This window comes from Serinibacter arcticus, from assembly GCF_004786095.1.
GTDB lineage: Bacteria > Actinomycetota > Actinomycetes > Actinomycetales > Beutenbergiaceae > Litorihabitans > Litorihabitans arcticus.
The window spans coordinates 346,277-363,265 of sequence record NZ_RHPJ01000002.1 but is presented as its reverse complement, the minus strand read 5'-3'; the positions used below and the strand labels follow the sequence as shown (position 1 = coordinate 363,265).

14 protein-coding genes are annotated in these 16,989 nt (G+C 74.4%); 6 read left to right on the top strand and 8 right to left on the bottom strand.

The window, feature by feature from the left end:
• Positions 1–13: 13 nt before the first annotated feature.
• The 6 genes from SERN_RS06390 to SERN_RS06365 all read right to left on the bottom strand — a co-directional run bounded on the left by SERN_RS06390 (position 14) and on the right by SERN_RS06365 (position 3,322).
• Positions 14–319 (bottom strand): hypothetical protein, encoded by a 306-nt coding sequence (locus SERN_RS06390; protein WP_135849295.1) that lies wholly within the window; start codon positions 317–319, stop codon positions 14–16.
• Positions 316–612, bottom strand: coding sequence for an SAV_915 family protein (locus tag SERN_RS06385; RefSeq protein ID WP_135849294.1), 297 nt, complete (start codon positions 610–612; stop codon positions 316–318). The genes SERN_RS06390 and SERN_RS06385 overlap by 4 nt, the downstream gene beginning before the upstream one ends.
• 91 nt (positions 613–703) lie before the next feature.
• Positions 704–1,501, bottom strand: coding sequence for a PH domain-containing protein (locus SERN_RS06380; protein ID WP_135849293.1), 798 nt, complete (start codon positions 1,499–1,501; stop codon positions 704–706).
• On the bottom strand, positions 1,498–2,685 hold the full coding sequence (locus SERN_RS06375) for a hypothetical protein (protein ID WP_135849292.1): 1,188 nt from the start codon (positions 2,683–2,685) through the stop codon (positions 1,498–1,500). Before SERN_RS06375 ends, SERN_RS06380 begins: the two co-directional genes overlap by 4 nt.
• Positions 2,682–2,978, bottom strand: coding sequence for a hypothetical protein (locus tag SERN_RS06370; protein ID WP_135849291.1), 297 nt, complete (start codon positions 2,976–2,978; stop codon positions 2,682–2,684). Before SERN_RS06370 ends, SERN_RS06375 begins: the two co-directional genes overlap by 4 nt.
• Positions 2,975–3,322 (bottom strand): SAV_915 family protein, encoded by a 348-nt coding sequence (locus SERN_RS06365; RefSeq protein ID WP_233251510.1) that lies wholly within the window; start codon positions 3,320–3,322, stop codon positions 2,975–2,977. The genes SERN_RS06370 and SERN_RS06365 overlap by 4 nt, the downstream gene beginning before the upstream one ends.
• A gap of 141 nt (positions 3,323–3,463) precedes the next feature.
• On the opposite strand from SERN_RS06365, the gene SERN_RS06360 reads away from it, so the two are divergent.
• From SERN_RS06360 to hrpA, 6 genes are all read left to right on the top strand, one after another.
• On the top strand, positions 3,464–4,204 hold the full coding sequence (locus SERN_RS06360; protein WP_135849290.1) for a GNAT family N-acetyltransferase: 741 nt from the start codon (positions 3,464–3,466) through the stop codon (positions 4,202–4,204).
• A gap of 19 nt (positions 4,205–4,223) precedes the next feature.
• Positions 4,224–5,315: a hypothetical protein gene (locus SERN_RS06355; RefSeq protein ID WP_135849289.1), complete on the top strand. Its 1,092-nt coding sequence runs from the start codon at positions 4,224–4,226 to the stop codon at positions 5,313–5,315.
• Positions 5,316–5,403: 88 nt separating this feature from the next.
• Positions 5,404–7,068 (top strand): ABC transporter transmembrane domain-containing protein, encoded by a 1,665-nt coding sequence (locus SERN_RS06350; protein WP_135849288.1) that lies wholly within the window; start codon positions 5,404–5,406, stop codon positions 7,066–7,068.
• A complete protein-coding gene (locus tag SERN_RS06345) occupies positions 7,065–8,879 on the top strand; it encodes an ABC transporter ATP-binding protein (protein ID WP_158292591.1) in 1,815 nt (604 codons plus the stop codon). The genes SERN_RS06350 and SERN_RS06345 overlap by 4 nt, the downstream gene beginning before the upstream one ends.
• A gap of 62 nt (positions 8,880–8,941) precedes the next feature.
• Positions 8,942–10,234 (top strand): glycoside hydrolase family 32 protein, encoded by a 1,293-nt coding sequence (locus SERN_RS06340; RefSeq protein ID WP_158292590.1) that lies wholly within the window; start codon positions 8,942–8,944, stop codon positions 10,232–10,234.
• A 50-nt stretch (positions 10,235–10,284) separates the two neighbouring features.
• On the top strand, positions 10,285–14,745 hold the full coding sequence (gene hrpA / locus SERN_RS06335) for an ATP-dependent RNA helicase HrpA (protein WP_135849285.1): 4,461 nt from the start codon (positions 10,285–10,287) through the stop codon (positions 14,743–14,745).
• Between the two features lie 108 nt (positions 14,746–14,853).
• Here hrpA and SERN_RS06330 read toward each other — a convergent pair whose 3' ends face one another.
• Positions 14,854–15,024: an Rv0909 family putative TA system antitoxin gene (locus SERN_RS06330; protein WP_135849284.1), complete on the bottom strand. Its 171-nt coding sequence runs from the start codon at positions 15,022–15,024 to the stop codon at positions 14,854–14,856.
• 123 nt (positions 15,025–15,147) lie between these two features.
• A complete protein-coding gene (locus SERN_RS06325) occupies positions 15,148–16,968 on the bottom strand; it encodes a glycoside hydrolase family 13 protein (protein ID WP_135849283.1) in 1,821 nt (606 codons plus the stop codon).
• Positions 16,969–16,989 lie beyond the last annotated feature (21 nt).

Here is a 16,989-nt window from a genome sequence, read left to right as displayed (position 1 = left end):
AGGTCGAGGCAGCTCACAGTCCCAGCAGCTCCTCGTCGAACCCCGCGAACTCCTCGGAGACCTGCTCATCGGTCAGGGTCGTGTCGCGCGCGATTCCCGCCACGATCCCGCCGACCACGCTGTGGGTGTCGACGATCGCCTGCGACTCGGTCATGACCCGCTCGAGCAGGGCCTGCACGAGGGTCGCGGCCATCCCCGCCTCCGCGACGGGGACGATGCCGTTGAGGACGCCCTGAAGGTCGTCGGCCGCCTCGACGTGGTCCTGGGCGTGCCCGAGCGCTTCGTCGGGGTCGATGAGCAGGTCCACCTCGCCGCTCACGCGATCGCCCCGTCCCGGCGCGCCTCGAGCGGCACCTCGACGTCCAGCACGATCGCGTCGTAGTGCTGGACCTCCTTGATGTCACCCAACCCGGCGGTGTGCGCGAGCACCCACGGCTGGTTCGGTCCGCACAGGTCCAGCAGGCGGTCGAGCGCGGTGTACGCGAGCAGCACACCACGCCCGTCGGGCGCCCGCCGGATCTCGACCTCGGGCATCGCGGGATCGGATCCGCGGCGCAGCGGCAGGTACACGACGGGCGGGACGGTCGGTCGGGTCTCGGTGTGCGTGGACATGGTGCCTCCCTGGATTTCCGACGATCGTAGAGTGCCCGACCCGCGCGCGGGCAGCGCGAATTTCGCGGTCCTGCGACGAACCGACCTCGGGTCAGGTCAGGTCGCCGCGCTCCCATCGGGCCAGCGCACCTGCCCCGATCTCGGGGCGGAGAGCCGGGCGACGTCGGTAGAGGTCGACGACGTCGGCGACGAGTCGGGCGTCGCTCGCGAGGTCGCGAACGCCCAGATCGATCGCGGTGCTGCCGTCCACGTCCGCGATCCGGAGGCGGGCGCCGACGATCCGCACGCCGAGCACGTCCTCCCAGTCCAGCGTGTTCGAGCCGCGGCCACCGACCACCCGCAGCCCGTCGGGCGTGAGCGTCAGGGAGGTGTAGCGAGCCCGGCCGCGCCAGGCCCGCACGGCCGCCGGAACGGCGAGGAGGCCGATGATCAGCGCCGTCGCCCGCGCGAAGATCGGCAGCTCGACGGGGTCGCGCTGCACGAGGGAGAGCAGCGGGGGCACGATCAGCAGCGTCGCGAGCGTCGCGAACACCCGGTTGATCCACGGCAGGCCGGGGGGTGCGGGCAGCGTGAGCGAGCGCTCCCCCACCACCACCTCGAGCCGGTCGCGGCGCCGATGACCCACCACGAGCACGACTGCGACGAGACCGGTCGCCAGCATCCCGGCCAGGACCAGACCGAGCACGACAGCGGCCGGAGAACCCTCCCCCAGCAGCGCCACCACGCCGATGGCCATCAGGGCGGTCAGGACCAGGACGACCACCGCGAGCCCGACCGTGGTGCGCGTCGAGGCGTGGGGTCGCCCGCTCGGGCGCGCCGGTCGCACCACGAGGCGCTCGTTCCGTGACGGGAACGCCGCACCGGCGACGTGGGCATCAGGACCGCTCACCCGAAGGCCCAGTTCCACGCGCCCTCGACGGCGCCGGACGTCGCGTCCCAGGCGTCCTCGGCGAAGTCGGTCGTCGCGTCCCACGCACCGGACGCCGTGTCCCGGATGCCGGCGTCGATCGCCTCGCGGACGTCCTGCGGAACGATCTCCTCGTAGGCCCACTTCGCTCCCCAGCCGACGGCCAGCGCGGCGCCACCGACGACGGCCGCCGTCCCCCAGACCGGGAGCGTCACACCGGCGAGCGCGAGGGCCCCGACGGCGAGGGCGCCACCGGCGACGCCGCCCACCAGCTCGATGCCCACCGAGCTCGGCGAGTCGCCCTGCGCGATGTCGCTGCCGGCCAGGACGACGTCGAGCACCGGGCCGACGATGGGAAGCACCTTCCCCGCGCGGCCGAGGCGCCGGGCGGCGTCCGCCAGCTCCTCGGCGTCGACCTTCATCCCGGACGGGTTGGCCGCCGCGGCTGCCGCCTTCACGGCCGGGTTGCCCGAGCGGAGCTCGCGCTTGAACTCCTTCGCCGCCTCCGCCAGGTCGGTCGACTGGTTCTGCAGGTCGAGGACGTTCCGCTCCCACTGGCGGGTCGTACCGTCCACGTAGGTGGTCAGCAGCGACTCGTTGCCCTCCTTGAGGGCCGCGATGAGGTCGCTGGCCGGCGTGGTGGGGACACCGATGATGAACGCGGTGAGGTTCTCCTCGATCCACTTCTCGAGCTCGCCCCAGCGCGTGCCGACGTCGTCGGCGATGTCGTTGAACGTCTCCACGCGCTCCAGGTGCGCCTCCCACTCCTCCCACCGGGGGTCGTCCTCGTCGGCGGGGCAGTAGGGCACGGTCGAGACGGGCGGGTTGATGGTCTTGTCGCTGACGGGGATCCCGGAGGTGCGCGCCCGGTCGCGGTGGTCGGCGAAGTGCCCGGCCATGCGCTCCAGCTGCCCGGCGTACGACCGCAGCTTCTCGGCGACGTCGCCGCACAGCGACGCGACGTCGTCACCCGCCTCGACCAGCAGCGACAGCGTGCTGCGGTAGCTCTCCCCCGAGAGCGAGAACCAGTGGCCGTAGCTGCCCTGGAAGCTCATGTGGACATCGGCCGTGGCGTCGTCGACGGCGCCCTTCGCCGTCGGGTCGAGCCAGTCGGCGGCCTCGCGGATCTGATCGGGGTCCCCGGGGATGTCGGTGTCGATGCTCACGGTTCCATCAGCCCCTGGACCAGCGGCTGGAACGCCTCCTGCGCCGACTCGTCCGTCGCGGTCGTGGAGCGGGCGATGCTGCGGACCACCCCTCCGACCACCGAGTTGGCGTCGGCGAGCGCACCCGCCTCACCGACCGCCAGCGTGATCATGAGCGCGACCTCCTGGGCAGCGACACCGCCGTCGACCGCGGACGGAACCCCGTCCAGGGCCGTGTGCAGCGTCGTGGCCGTGGTGTCGTGGTCGTCGGCGTGCCCGATCGCCTGCTCCGGGTCGATCGTCAGACCGGTCATGCGATCGCCCCCGCGGAGCGGTACTGCTCCGGCACCGCGAGGTCGGTGATGACGACGTCGAAGGGCTGGCGGGCCTTCAGCTCGGCGAGGTCCGGGGTGCGCACGAGGATCCACCGCTGGTTCGGCCCGCACAGGTCGAGGAGCCGGTCGAGCGCGGAGTAGACGAGGAGGGCCGTGCGCCCGTCGCGAAGCCGGCGGATCTCCGCGCGCGGCTCCGTCTCGGTCGAGCTCCGGTGCAGCGGCAGGTACAGCACGGGCGGGACCGGTGGCACGTCAGGTGCGGACGCCCGCGGCCCGGCGGCGTCCGGCGGGTTCCCCTGGTCCGGGGTCGAGGCAGTGGTCATCGTCGTCTCCGTTCTCGGTCCTCCCGAGGGTAGAGGGGGCGGCCCGCGCGCCGGGGGATGGAGGTGACGGCACCGGTCCAGCATCCGACCCCGGCCGGTGACGGCTTGAGCGCGCGACGGCACGAGCGCACGCTGAGCCCCATGTCCCTCTCGCACGTGCCGGCGCCGCCCACTCGCGAGCCCGACGCCGAGGCCGTCCTCGACCAGGCCCCCTGGCAGTCGCTGGCCGGGCCTCACCGCCACCTCGCCGAGGGCGGCGACCTCGCCCGCCGCTACCCCGTCGACGTCTCCCCCTTCGGGGCCGTCGCCTCCTGGGAGGACCCCGGCGTGTGGCGCGCGATCCAGGACCTCGTCGGCCCCGGCGCCCCGTTCGCCGCACCCCCGCCGGGCATCGAGGTCCCCGGGGGCTGGAGGGTCCTCGAGCGCGTCCAGGGTGTCCAGCTCGTCGAGACGCCCGCACTCCTGACGCGCCCGGACCCCGAGGCCGTCGAGCTCGGGCCGGACGACGTCCCCGAGATGCTCGCCCTCGTCGGGCGCACCAGGCCCGGCCCCTTCCTGCCCCGCACGATCGAGCTCGGCCGCTACGTCGGCTTCCGTCGCGAGGGCCGGCTGGTCGCGATGGCCGGCGAACGCCTGCACCCACCCGGCTGGACCGAGATCAGCGCGGTCTGCACCGACGTCGAGGTGCGAGGACAGGGGCTGGCGACACGACTGGTGCTCGACGTCGCCCACCACGTCCGCGAGCGCGGCGACCGCGTGCTGATGCACGCGTCGGCCGCGAACTCCCGCGCGATCGGGCTGTACCTGCGCCTCGGGTTCCGCCTGCGGCGCACGGTGGCGTTCGGCACGGTGCTGACACCGCCGGAGGCCGCTCCCGCCTGATCTCGTGTCAGGATCGAGCATGGACGAGCTCGCACGCACCGCCCTGGCCACCCTCCTGCGCGAGGAGCCCACCGACGTCGTCGAGCTGGGGGGATCCCAGCGCTCGATCGTGGTGCGGGTGACGCTCGCCGACGGCGGCACCGTCGTGGCCAAGCAGTTCCTCGGGGACGCCGCCGAGACGAGCTACCGGCGCGAGCGCGCCGGCCTGCGCCACCTCCCCCGCACGCCCAGCCTGCTGGAGTGCGACCCCGACGCGCGCCTGATCGTCATGACCGACGTCGGCACGGACGACACCCTCGCGGACCTCCTGCTCGGCTCCGACCGCGACACCGCGTGGGCCTCGGCGATCTCCTGGGCCGGGGCGCTGGGCGACGTCGTCGGGCAGACCGTGAACCAGCTCGACGACGTCAGGGCCGACCTCGACGGCGCCCCCGTGTACGACCCGACGCTCTCGCTCCGCGAGGGCGCCCAGGCGCTGGCGGACCTGGCCGGCATCGACGTCGCCGTGCTCGCCGAGGACCTCGACCGCATCGACGCGCTGCTGGGCATGGTCGGGGCCGAGGTCGCGTGGCCCAGCGACACGTGCCCCGACAACGCTGTCCAGACCTCGACCGGGTGGACGTTCCTCGACCTCGAGGGCACCGACGTCGCGCACGCCGCCCTGGTGGCCGCCTACCCCGCGATGCCGTTCGCCACCTGCTGGTGCGTCTTCGACCCGCCCCAGGACCTCACCGAGCAGATGCTCGCGGCCTTCACGCTGTCGCTGTCCGGCCACGCCCCGCACATCACCGACCGCGCCGAGTGGCGCACCGAGGTCGAGGTCGCCTCGGCCGTGTGGATCCTGGCGGCGACGGCGTGGCTCCTCCCGAACGCGCGCACGAACGACGGCCCCCTCGGCCCCGAGGGCAGCCGCTCCCCGACGCGGCGCCAGCTGCTCCGGTCGCGCTGGCGGTGGCTCGCGCAGCGCCTGCACCGCTCGATGCCCGCGCTCGCCGCGGCCGGCGCCGACGCGGTCCTGTGGGCCGAGCGGGAGTGGGCCGACGAGCCCGGGATCGGGCCGTTCCCGGCGTTCGCCGAGCGCGAGGCCGGGGAGATCCCCGAGCACGAGTAGCGCGGGCCGAGGGGCGGCCGGAGGGTCCCCGGGTAAGGGTTACCTTGGTGGGGTGCCCCCCGCTCCTTCCGGATCCTCCCCTGCCCCGGTGACACCGCCACCGACCGCGCGCACGCTGCTGCGCGGGGTGCTCACCGGAGGCGGTCGACGTCGGGGCGCGACCGTCGCCGCCCTCGGCCTCACCGGTCACCAGGTCGCGGAGATCCTCGTCCCCGTCGTCATCGGCGTGGTCATCGACGCCGCGGTCACCGACTCCGAGGTCGGGAGCCTCGTGCTGTGGCTGGGCGTGCTGACCGCCGTCTTCCTCGTGCTCACGTTCTCCTGGCGCGCCGGGTTCGTCACGGGGACGGCGGCCTTCCAGTCCGCCGAGCACGAGCTGCGGCAGCGGATCGTCGCGACGGTGGTCGACGGCGGGGCTCGGGCAGACGAGGCGGGTGACGCGCGCGACGGCGCCCCCGCCTCCCCCGGGTCGGCCGCCCCCGGCGCCGGCACGGTCCACAGCCTCGCCACGTCCGACGCGGCCGCCGTCGCCGGCGTCATCTGGCTGCTGGGCGAACAGGTCGCGGCGTTCGCCGCGCTCCTCACGGCCGCCGTCACGCTCACGCTCATCTCGCCGCCGCTCGCGCTCGCCGTCGCGCTCGGCATCCCGCTCGCCTGGGTGCTCAACCGACTGTCCCACCCGCTCGAGCGGCGCACCCGCGAGGCGCAGCGGTCGGCCGCCGGCGCGGCGTCGCTCGCGGCCGACCTCGTCGCGGGGCTGCGCGTCATCGCGGGGCTCGGCGCGGCCGCCGCCGGGGCGCGGCGCTACCGCTCCGCGAGCGCGCAGCTGCGCACCGCACGCATCTCCGCCGCACGCGCCGAGAGCGCGTTCACCGCGGCCAGCGAGGTCCTCGCGGGGCTGCTGGTCGCCGTCGTCGGCGTCGCGGCCGGGTGGCTCACGCTGCGCGGCGACCTCTCGATCGGGGCGCTGGTCGCCGTCGTCGGCGTGGTCCAGACCCTGCAGTACCCGATCTCGACCGTCGGCATGCTCGGCCCGTCGCTGGCTCAGAAGCGGGCGAGCGCGACGCGCATCGCCGAGGCGCTGAGCGGCGCGTCGTCGACGTCGGCGGTCGGTACGACCGAGCACCACGCCCCGCCCGCGGACGGCGACCACCTCGAGATCGCCGCGGGCGACGCCGTCGTCCGGCTCGAACCGGGCGCGCTGGTGGGCCTGGCCACCACCCCGGAGCTCGCGCAGCGCGTCAGCGACGTGCTCGGGCACCGGGTCACGGCACGTCCCGGCGAGGCGCACCTGGGCGGGGCCGACCTGGCCGCGCTGGGCGCCGCCGTGCGCGAGCACGTCCACGCGCCGCCGCGCGCCGCCCACCTCTTCCGGGGAACGCTCGCGGCCGCCGTCGCCGCGCCCGCTCCGCGCGAGACGGACGCGCTCGACGCCCGGATCACCGGGGCGACGCTGCTCGACGACGTCGTGGCGTCCCTGCCCGGCGGGCGGACCGGCGACCTCGCGGCCGGGGGCGCGAACGTCTCGGGAGGGCAGCGCGACCGGATCGCCCTGGCGCGCGCGCTGCACCGCGAGGAGGCGTACCTCGTCCTGCACGAGCCGCTCACCGCCGTCGACTCCGTCACGGAGGCCGCGATCGCCGCGGCGCTCCCCACGCTGCTGCGCTCCCCCACCGGACGGCCGCGGGGCGTCCTCCTGATCACCGACAGCCCCGTCCTGCTGCGCGCGTGCACCTCGGTGGTGCGCGCGTGAGCGCCGTCGTCCCCGGGTCGCGCCTGCCCGTGGCGACCGCGCGGCGCACCTGGCGCGAGGTCTCCCGCCTCCTGCGCCCGCACCGCGCCCGCCTCGTGGCCGTGACGGTCGTGCTGCTGCTGGCCGCCGTGGCCGGGCTCGGGGCGCCCGCGCTCCTCGGACTGATCGTCCAGGTGGTGGCCGACGGCGGCTCCACCCGCACGCTCGTGCTCCTGGGCGCGGCGATCGCCGTCGCCGGGGTCGTCGCCGCCGCGCTGGGCGCCGTCGGCCGCGTGCTCATCGCGTCGGTCACCCAGACCTCGCTCGCGACGCTGCGCGAGGAGGTGGTCGACACCGTGATGCGGCTGCCCGTCCAGCGCGTGGAGGAGGCGGGCGACGGCGACGTCGTCTCGCGCGTCTCCGGCGACGTCGAGAGCGTCGGGGAGGCCTCGAGCCAGGTCCTGCCCACCGTGGTGACCGCGCTGTTCTCGATCGTGGTCACGGCCGCGGGTCTGGGCGCGCTGGACTGGCGCTTCGCCGTCGCCGCGCTGGCCGCGGTGCCGCTGCAGTGGTGGTCGGTGCGCTACTTCCGACGCCGCGTGCCCGGCATCTTCCGCCGCCTGCGCGAGGCGGAGGCCGAACGTGCCGAGGCCGTGCTGGAGACGGTCGAGGGCGCGGGGACGGTCGTCGCCCTCGGGCGCGAGAACGAGCACCTCGAGGAGATCGCCGCCCGCTCGCGCCGCGCGATCGGCATCGAGATGCACGGCGTGCGGTCCATCTCCTGGTTCTACAACGGTCTCAACATCGCCGAGCTCCTCGGCCTCGCCGCCGTGCTCGTGGTCGGGTTCCTCTCGGTGCGCGCAGGCACGGTCGAGATCGGCGCGGCGACGGCGGCCGCCCTGTTCTTCCACCGCCTGTTCGGGCCGATGATGCTGCTGCTCGGGAACGTCGACGACCTCGCGGTCGCCGGGGCGGGTCTGGCGCGGCTCGCCGGGGTGCTGGAGCTGCGCGACGGCAGCGGTGACGACCGCCGTGACGGCGACGACCGTGGGTCCGACGGCGGGACCGACGCCGAGGTCGCGCCGCTCGGCCCGGGCCCGCACGCCGTGCACCTCGACGCCGTCTCGTTCTCCTACGGCGGGGACGTCGACGCCGTCCTGCACGACCTCACGCTGCGGATCGCCCCGGGGCAGACGGTCGCGGTGGTGGGCACGTCCGGGGCGGGCAAGTCCACGCTCGGGCGGCTGGTGGCCGGGACGCTGGAGGCCGGCGCGGGCACGGTCCGCGTCGGCCGGGGCGAGGCGGCCGTCCTCGCGCACGAGCTGCACCGGCGATCGCCGGGGCGCGTCGTGCTCGTGGACCAGCAGTCGCACACGTTCTCGGGTTCGCTGGCGGCCGACCTGCGTCTCGTCGAGCCCGACGCCGACGACGCGCGCCTGCACGCCGTGCTGGACCGGGTCGGGGCGACCTGGGTGGCGGATCTGCCGCGGGGGCTCGAGACCGCCGTCGGCGCCGACGGGACGCAGCTGCGGGCCGACCAGGCGCAGCAGGTCGCCCTCGCCCGCGTGCTGCTGGCGCGGCCCGACGTCGTCGTCCTCGACGAGGCGACGGCCGACACCCCGCGCTCGGCGCAGCAGACGCTCGACGCCGCGCTGGACGTGCTGGTCGCGGACCGGACGGCCGTCATCATCGCCCACCGGCTCGATCAGGCCGTCCGCGCCGACCGGGTGCTCGTGATGAGCCACGGCCGCATCGTGCAGGACGGCCCGCCGTGGGTGCTCGTCGAGGAGGTCGGGCCCTTCCGCGAGCTCTGGCAGGCGTACACGGCCTGACGATCGGGGGCACCATGGTGGGCACCGACCTACCCGCCCGACCCGTACCCGAGGAGCAGCCCGTGCCGGACGACACCTTCCTCCACGTCCACCCGCACCGGGGTTGGCTCAACGACCCCAACGGGATGGGCCTGTGGGGCGGCCGCTGGCACGTCATGTACCAGTGGAACCCCGACGCCACCACGCACGGCAACATCCACTGGGGGCACGCCAGCTCGTCCGACCTCGTGCACTGGCGCGACGAGGGAGCCGCCCTCGCACCCCGCGCGGGCACGGTGGACGCCGGCGGTGCGTGGAGCGGGGTCGCCGTCGTCGACGACGGCGTGCCGACCCTCGTCTACACCGCCGTGCGCGACGGTGCGCACGACTCCGGGGTGGTGATCGCCCCCGGCCGGAGCGGTCCCCACGGCGACACGTTCACCCAGGCCACCACCTCGGTCGCCCCCCACCCGCAGGGCTGGATCGACGTCCGCGACCCCTTCCTCCTCACCGTCGAGGGGCGGCGGTACGCCGTGCAGGGCGCCGGACGTCCCACGGGCGGTGGAGCGGTCCTGGTCTACGCCGTGCCCGAGGTGTCGGCGTCGTGGGAGCTGCTCGGCGAGCTGGCGGCCGCCGCCGACCTCCCCGGTGGCGTCCCGACCCGCGGTGACGTCTGGGAGTGCCCGCAGCTCGTGCGGCTCGGCGAGACCTGGGTGCTGATCGTCTCGTGGTTGGAGGACGAGGGCGCCCGCCAGGGCGTCACGGCCTACACGGGCGACCTCGAGGTCACCGACGGCGTGCCGCGCTTCGTCGCGGGCGGCGGGGCACCGCTCGACCACGGGCCCGACTTCTACGCGCCGCAGGCGCTCGTCGCCGACGACCGGGTGCTGGTGTCGGGCTGGTCGTGGGAGTCGAGGGCCGACGGCGTCGACGGCATCTCGCTCGACGAGATCGCCGCCCGGGGCTGGGCCGGACTGCTGACGATCCCGCGCGAGCTCGTCCTCGAGGACGGCGTGGCGCGCCTCGTGCCGTGCCGCGAGGTGGTGGCGCTGAGCGGCGCCGCCCTCGACGTGACCCGCCACGGGGACGGGGACGTCCTGACGACCCCGTCCCCGACCTGGCTGGCGCACGCGAGCGGCCCGGTCGAGCTGCACCTCGTCTCGGCCGACGCGTCGCGCACGGTCTGGAGCGGCGACGTCGGGACCGCCGCGACCGTCCTCGTGGACGGGACGATCGTGGAGATCTTCGCCGCGGACGGTTCGCACACCCTCCGCGTCTACCCGCGCGACGGCGAGGCCTGGGTCCTGCACGCCCGCCACCCGGGGGCGGGTCTCGAGGCCCGCGCTCTCGCGCCCGCGTGGTCCACCCGGCCGTGACGCGGGTCCGCGGAGCAATACCCTCGACCGGGCTGGGATGATGGAAGGCGATGTCCGACGCCACCGAACCCTCCCAGCCCGCCCCCGACCCGAGCCCGGGCAGGGACCGGCCGCGCCGTCGCCGGGGAGCGAACCGGAACGGTGCCGAGCGGCGCGGCGAGCGCGAGCCCGGAGAGCGGCGTCCGCCCGGTGACCGGCGCGATCCGCGCGAGCAGCGCCGCGGCCAGGGCCGCGGCCGTGGTCGTTCCGTCCCCCGCCCGCTGACCCCCGAGCAGCTCGAGGCCCGCCAGGCCGCGCTGCCCGAGATCACCTACCCGCCGCAGCTGCCGGTCACGGCCCGCCGCGAGGACATCGCCGCCGCGATCCGCGACCACCAGGTCGTCGTCATCGCGGGCGAGACCGGCTCGGGCAAGACCACCCAGATCCCCAAGATCTGCCTGGAGCTCGGCCGCGGGATCACCGGCTCGATCGGTCACACGCAGCCGCGCCGGATCGCGGCGCGCGCCGTCGCCGACCGCCTGGCGGAGGAGCTCGGCGTCGAGCTGGGCAGCGTGGTGGGGTTCCAGGTCCGCTTCACCGACAAGGTCAGCGCGACCACGCTGATCAAGGTGATGACGGACGGCATCCTGCTCGCTGAGATCCAACGCGACCCGACCCTCTCGCGCTACGACACGATCATCGTGGACGAGGCGCACGAGCGGTCCCTCAACATCGACTTCATCCTCGGGTACCTGCGACGGCTGCTGCCGCAGCGGCCCGACCTCAAGGTCGTCATCACCTCGGCGACCATCGACTCCGACCGGTTCGCACGCCACTTCGCGCAGGGTCCGGACGGCCTCGTGGTCGCCGACACGCGCGCCGCCGACGCCGAACCCGCCCCGGTCATCGAGGTCACCGGCCGCACGTTCCCTGTCGAGATCCGCTACCGCCCGCTCTCGCCCGACCGCGTCGAGGACGACGACGAGGGCGCCCCCGCCGTCGCGCAGGAGGATCTGGACCAGCCGACGGCGATCGCCCGCGCCGTGGACGAGCTCGCCGCCCTCGGACCCGGCGACATCCTGGTGTTCTGCTCCGGCGAGCGCGAGATCCGCGACGCGACCGACGCGCTGCGCGAGAGCCTCGGCACCCGTTTCACCCACCCGGGCGCCACCAGCACGGTGCCCGGCGCCGTCGAGGTCGTGCCGCTGTACGCGCGGCTGAGCGCGGCCGAGCAGCACCGCGTGTTCGAGCAGCACCCCTACCGCCGCGTCGTCATCTCGACCAACGTCGCCGAGACCAGCCTGACGGTGCCGGGCATCCGCTACGTCGTGGACACGGGCCTGGCGCGCATCTCGCGCTACTCCAACCGCACGAAGGTGCAGCGACTCCCGATCGAACCCGTCTCGCAGGCCAGCGCCAACCAGCGCTCCGGCCGCTGCGGGCGGGTGGCGGACGGCGTCGCCGTCCGGCTGTACTCGGAGACGGACTACACGGGGCGCCCGGAGTTCACCGAGCCGGAGATCCTGCGCACGTCGCTCGCGAGCGTCATCCTGCAGATGGCCGAGCTCGGTCTCGGGCTCATGGAGGACTTCCCGTTCGTGGAGCCGCCGGAGATGCGGGCGATTCGCGACGGCGTCGCCCTGCTCACCGAGCTCGGCGCGATCGCGGTGGACGAGAACCCGCTCGGAGAGCCCCAGCCGGCCGCGCGCGAGGTGCGGCTGACGCACGTGGGGCACCAGCTCGCGCAGCTCCCCATCGACCCGCGGCTCGGGCGGATGCTCATCGAGGCGCAGCGCGTCGGGTGCGTCAGCGAGGTGATGGTGATCGTGGCCGCGCTGTCGGTGCAGGACGTGCGCGAGCGACCCGTCGACAAGCAGGAGCAGGCCGACGCGAGCCACCGCCGGTTCTCCGACGTCACGTCCGACTTCCTCGGGCTCCTGACGCTGTGGGACTACCTCGGCGACCAGCAGAGCGTCATGGGCTCGAGCGCCTTCCGCCGCCTGTGCCGCACCGAGTACCTGCACTTCCTGCGCGTGCGCGAGTGGCAGGACATCCACGGTCAGCTCAAGCAGCTGGCCGGCGCCGTCGGCATCCATCCGGAGCACGCCGACCGCCGTGTGCGGATCGACGGCGAGCCGGAGGCAAACGTGGTGCGACGCCGTCGCGTCGACTCCGACGGCGTGCACCAGGCGATCCTCGCCGGCCTCCTGAGCCACATCGGCAGCTGGGACGATCGCAAGCGCGACTACGCCGGCGCGCGCGGCACCCGGTTCGTGCCGTTCCCCGGTTCCGCGCTCGCGCGCAAGCCCCCCGCGTTCGTGATGGCGGCCGAGCTCGTGGAGACCTCGCGCCTGTTCGCGCGCACCGCCGCCCGCATCCAGCCCGAGTGGGCCGAGAAGCTGGCAGGGGAGACCGTCAAGCGCACCCACTCCGAGCCCTACTGGTCCAGCAAGCAGGGCGCCGCGATGTGCCACGAGAAGGTGCTGCTCTACGGCGTCACGCTCGTGCCCGACCGCATCGTCCCCTACGCCAAGGTCGACCTCCGGCTGGCCCGCGAGATGTTCATCAGGAACGCGCTCGTCGACGACGCGTGGAGCAGCCACCACCGCTTCGTCGCCCGCAACCGCGAGCTGCGGGCCGAGGCCGCCGAGCTCGCCGAGCGCACCCGGCGGCTCGACCTCCTGGCCGACGACGAGGCCCTGGTCGAGTTCTTCGACGACCGCCTGCCCGAGCACATCGCCACGTCCCGCACGTTCGACGCCTGGTGGAAGGACGCGCGCCGCGACACGCCCTACCTCCTCACCTACACCCTCGACCTCCTGGCGCCCGGCGCCTCCGACGTCGACACGTCCGGCCTGCCCGAGACCTGGACCCAGGCGATGCCGGGTTCGGGTGCGAGCGGCGCCGGTTCCATCGAGCTGCCGCTGACCTACCAGTTCTCCCCCGGTCAGGACGCCGACGGCGTCACCGTCCACATCCCCCTCGCCGTGCTCCCGCGCGTGCGGCCCGACGGCTTCGACTGGCTCGTGCCCTCCCTCGTCCCGGAGCTCGCGACGGCGACCATCCGCGCCTTGCCCAAGCCGGTGCGCGTGCAGCTCGTCCCCGCCCCCGACACCGCGTCCGCCGCCGTCGCCCGCCTGCCGGAGTGGGCCGACGCCGCCCCCGCGCCCGACGGCGCCCCCTCCTTCCACGGCGCGTTCGCCCGCGCGCTGCGCGAGGTGCGCGACGTCGTCGTGCCGCCCGAGGCGTTCGCCGACGTCGCCGACAAGCTGCCGGCGCACCTGCGGATCACGTTCCGCGTCGTCGGGGAGCGCGGGGCCGTGCTGGAGGAGTCGCACGACCTGCGGTACCTGCAGCGGCGGTTGGCGGTGCAGTCGCAGGCGGCTGTGCAGTCGGCTGTGCGGCGGGCGCTGCGGGAGGCCTCTTCGGGTGGGGAGGTCGAGACGCCGGGACGTGCGTCGGCCGCCATCCGCGACGGGTCGGCTCGTTCCTCGCGCGACGCGTCGCTCCCGCCAGGCCCGCCATCGTCCGACGCACGTCCCGGCGTCCCGTCCTCGGGTGGCGTCGCCGGCTCACCTGGGGTGGGGAGTGGGGGGTCCGGGGTGACCTCTGCCGGGGGGTTGACGTCGGCTGGGGCTGTCGAGGTCGAGGATGTGGCGTCCTGGGAGTCGTTGTCCGGTCGGGTGATTCCGTCCGAGGTGTCGACCGTCGTCGGGGGGCTCGAGGTGCGCGGGTATCCCGCGCTGGTGGTGGAGGCGGCCGGGTCGGGGAAGAAGGCGGCTCGGGTGGCGCTCCGGGTGCTGTCCCAGGCGGAGCTGGCGCCGGCGTCGCACGCGGCCGGGGTGCGGGAGCTGCTGCTGCGCGATCTCGCGCTGAGCGAGTCGCGCGTGACCTCGCGGTGGACCGGGCGCGAGGCGCTGACGCTCGCGTCCTCGCCGTACCGGAGCACCGCCGACCTCGTCCGGGACGTGCAGACGGCTGCGATCTCGGCTCTCACGCAGGCCGTGGACCTGGGTGCGGTGCGCGACGACGTCGCCTACCGCACGGTCCGCGCCGACGTCCGCGGGGCGCTCGAGGACACCGTCTACGGCGTCGTCGCGCGCGTGGTCGAGGCGCTGGTCGCGCACCGCGAGCTCGAGGCGGCCGTGCGCGGCGCGACGTCGATCGCGCTGCTCGCCACGCTCCAGCAGATCCGCGAGCACGCCGCCTCGCTCGTGCACGCGGGCTTCGTCGCCGCGACCCCGCCCGACCGCCTGCGTCACCTCGTGCGCTACCTGCGGGCCGACGGCGTGCGGCTGACCAAGGCGCAGGAGAACCCCGCGCGCGACGCGACCCTCGCGTGGGAGGTGCAGGAGCTGACCGACGCGGTCGCCGTCGTGGACGCCCCGGGCCTGGCGCCGGCGCGCAAGGCTCGCGCAGTGGCGGTCCGGTGGCAGATCGAGGAGCTGCGCGTGTCGCTGTTCGCGCAGCAGCTGGGGACGGACGGCCCCGTCTCGGCGAAGCGGATCCGCAAGGCGCTCGCGGAGATCTAGCCTCGGACTCCGTGCCGAGCATGCCTCAGGGGTCGTTCTGACGCTCAGAACGACCCCTGGAGCATGCTCGGTGGGCGCGGTCGACGGAGCGTCGGCGCCGGGAGCGCCCTACTTCTTGTCGAGGAACTTCTTGGCGGCCTCGACGGCCTGGTCGACCTTGCCGTCGACGTTGTCCGGCGTCTTGCCCTTGATGAGCTCGGCCGCCTTGTCGAGCGCGCCGTCGGCCTTGCCGTCGCCCAGAGCGTTCTTGGCCTTGGCGATGATGTCGTCGAGAGCCATCGGGGACCTCCTGTGTCGGGTCGTGCTGACGTGGACGGGGCTGTGCACCGCCCGGGCTCCGGTGAGCCGCACGACACGGCGAGCATAGGCCCGCCCGCCGCGCGGTGGCAGGAGTCGCGACGATCAGACCGCCCGGCGGAACACCACGCTCTCCCACGGCCGCAGCACGAGTCGGCCCTCGCCGTCGGGACGCGAGGCCTCGGCGTGGGACGCGACGGCGACCTCGCTCAGGGGCGCTCCGCCGTCGAGCCCGATCTCGGCCATGGCGAACCCCAGCTCCTCGCCCGACAGGTTCGCGACGACGACGAGCTGCGCGTCCGCCGTCGTGCGCGTGAACGCCCACAGCTGCTCGTGGTCCGGCGCGAGGAGCTCGAAGGCGCCGTCGACCACCACCGGATCGGCGTGCCGCAGCTCGACCAGGCGCCGGTAGTGGTGGAAGACCGAACCCTGGTCGGCGCGGGCGGCCTGCGCGTTGACGGTCTCCCAGCCGGGCGTCATGTCGATCCACGGCTCGCCCGTGGTGAAGCCGGCGTTCGGGGAGGCGTCCCACGGGACGGGCGTACGCGCGTTGTCGCGGCTCTGCGCCGCGAGCCCGCGCAGCAGCGTGGCCTCCTCGATCCCGAGGCGGTCGGCGTCGGCTGCGTAGTTGAGGCTCTCCAGGTCGCGGTACTGCGCGAGCGAGGTGAAGCCCGCGTTCGGCATGCCGAGCTCCTCGCCCTGGTAGACGTAGGGGGTGCCGCGGTGCAGGTGGAGCACGGTGGCGAGGGTCTTGGCACTGGCGACGCGGTGCTCGCCGTCGTCACCCCAGCGGCTCACGATGCGCGGCTGGTCGTGGTTGTCCCAGTACAGGGCGTTCCACCCCGTCTCCGCCAGACCGTCCTGCCACCGCGCGAGGTTGGCCTTGAGGTCGGGCAGGTGCAGCGGCTTGGGGTCGAACTTGCCGCCGACCCCGCTGTCGAGACCCATGTGCTCGAACTGGAACACCATGTCGACCTCGCGGTTCGCGGGGTCGGTGTAGCTGCGGGCCTGCTCGAGGGTGACACCCGGGGTCTCGCCGACCGTGAGGTAGGTCCCGGGGAACGCGTCGAAGACCTGCTGGTGCATCTCGGCGAGGAACGCGTCCATGCGGGGACCGTCGACGTACTGGGGGAACCCGTTGCCCCAGCCGTCCGCGCGCGGGGCGCCGTCAGCGAGGCTCCCGGGCACGCCGTCCGCGCCGAGGCGCTTGGAGATGAGGTTGATGACGTCCATGCGGAAGCCGGCGATGCCGCGCCGCAGCCACCAGCGCATCATCGCGTAGATCTCGCCGCGCACCTCGGGGTTCTCCCAGTTCAGGTCCGGCTGCTTGCGACTGAACAGGTGCAGGTAGTACTCACCGGTCGCCTCGTCCAGCTGCCACGCGCTGCCGGAGAAGAAGGAGCCCCAGTTGGTCGGCTCGGCGCCGGGCTCGCCGGCGGTGGTGCCGGGGCGCGCCGGGCGCCACCAGTACCAGTCGCGCTTCGCGCTGTCGGCACTGGAGCGGCTGTCCCGGAACCACTCGTGCTCGTCGCTGGTGTGGTTGACCACGAGGTCCATCACGATGCCGATGTCGCGGGCGGCCGCCTCGGCGATGAGGTGGTCGAGGTCGGCGAGCGTGCCGAACGCGGGGTCGACGTCGGTGTAGTCGGAGATGTCGTAGCCGTTGTCGTCGTGCGGCGAGCGGTAGACGGGCGACAGCCAGATGACGTCGACGCCGAGCTCGGCCAGGTGGTCGAGCCGGCTCGTGATGCCCGGGATGTCACCGATCCCGTCACCGTCGGAGTCGGAGAAGCTACGCGGATAGACCTGGTAGACGACGGCGGTGTGCCACCAGGGGCGGGCCGCGGCCTCGGAGCGACGGCGCTCGCGGCGGGTCACGGGCGGCTCGGACCCGGGAACGGCGACGGCGTCAGCGGTGTCGGTCATCCGCCGATCCTTGCACCTCGG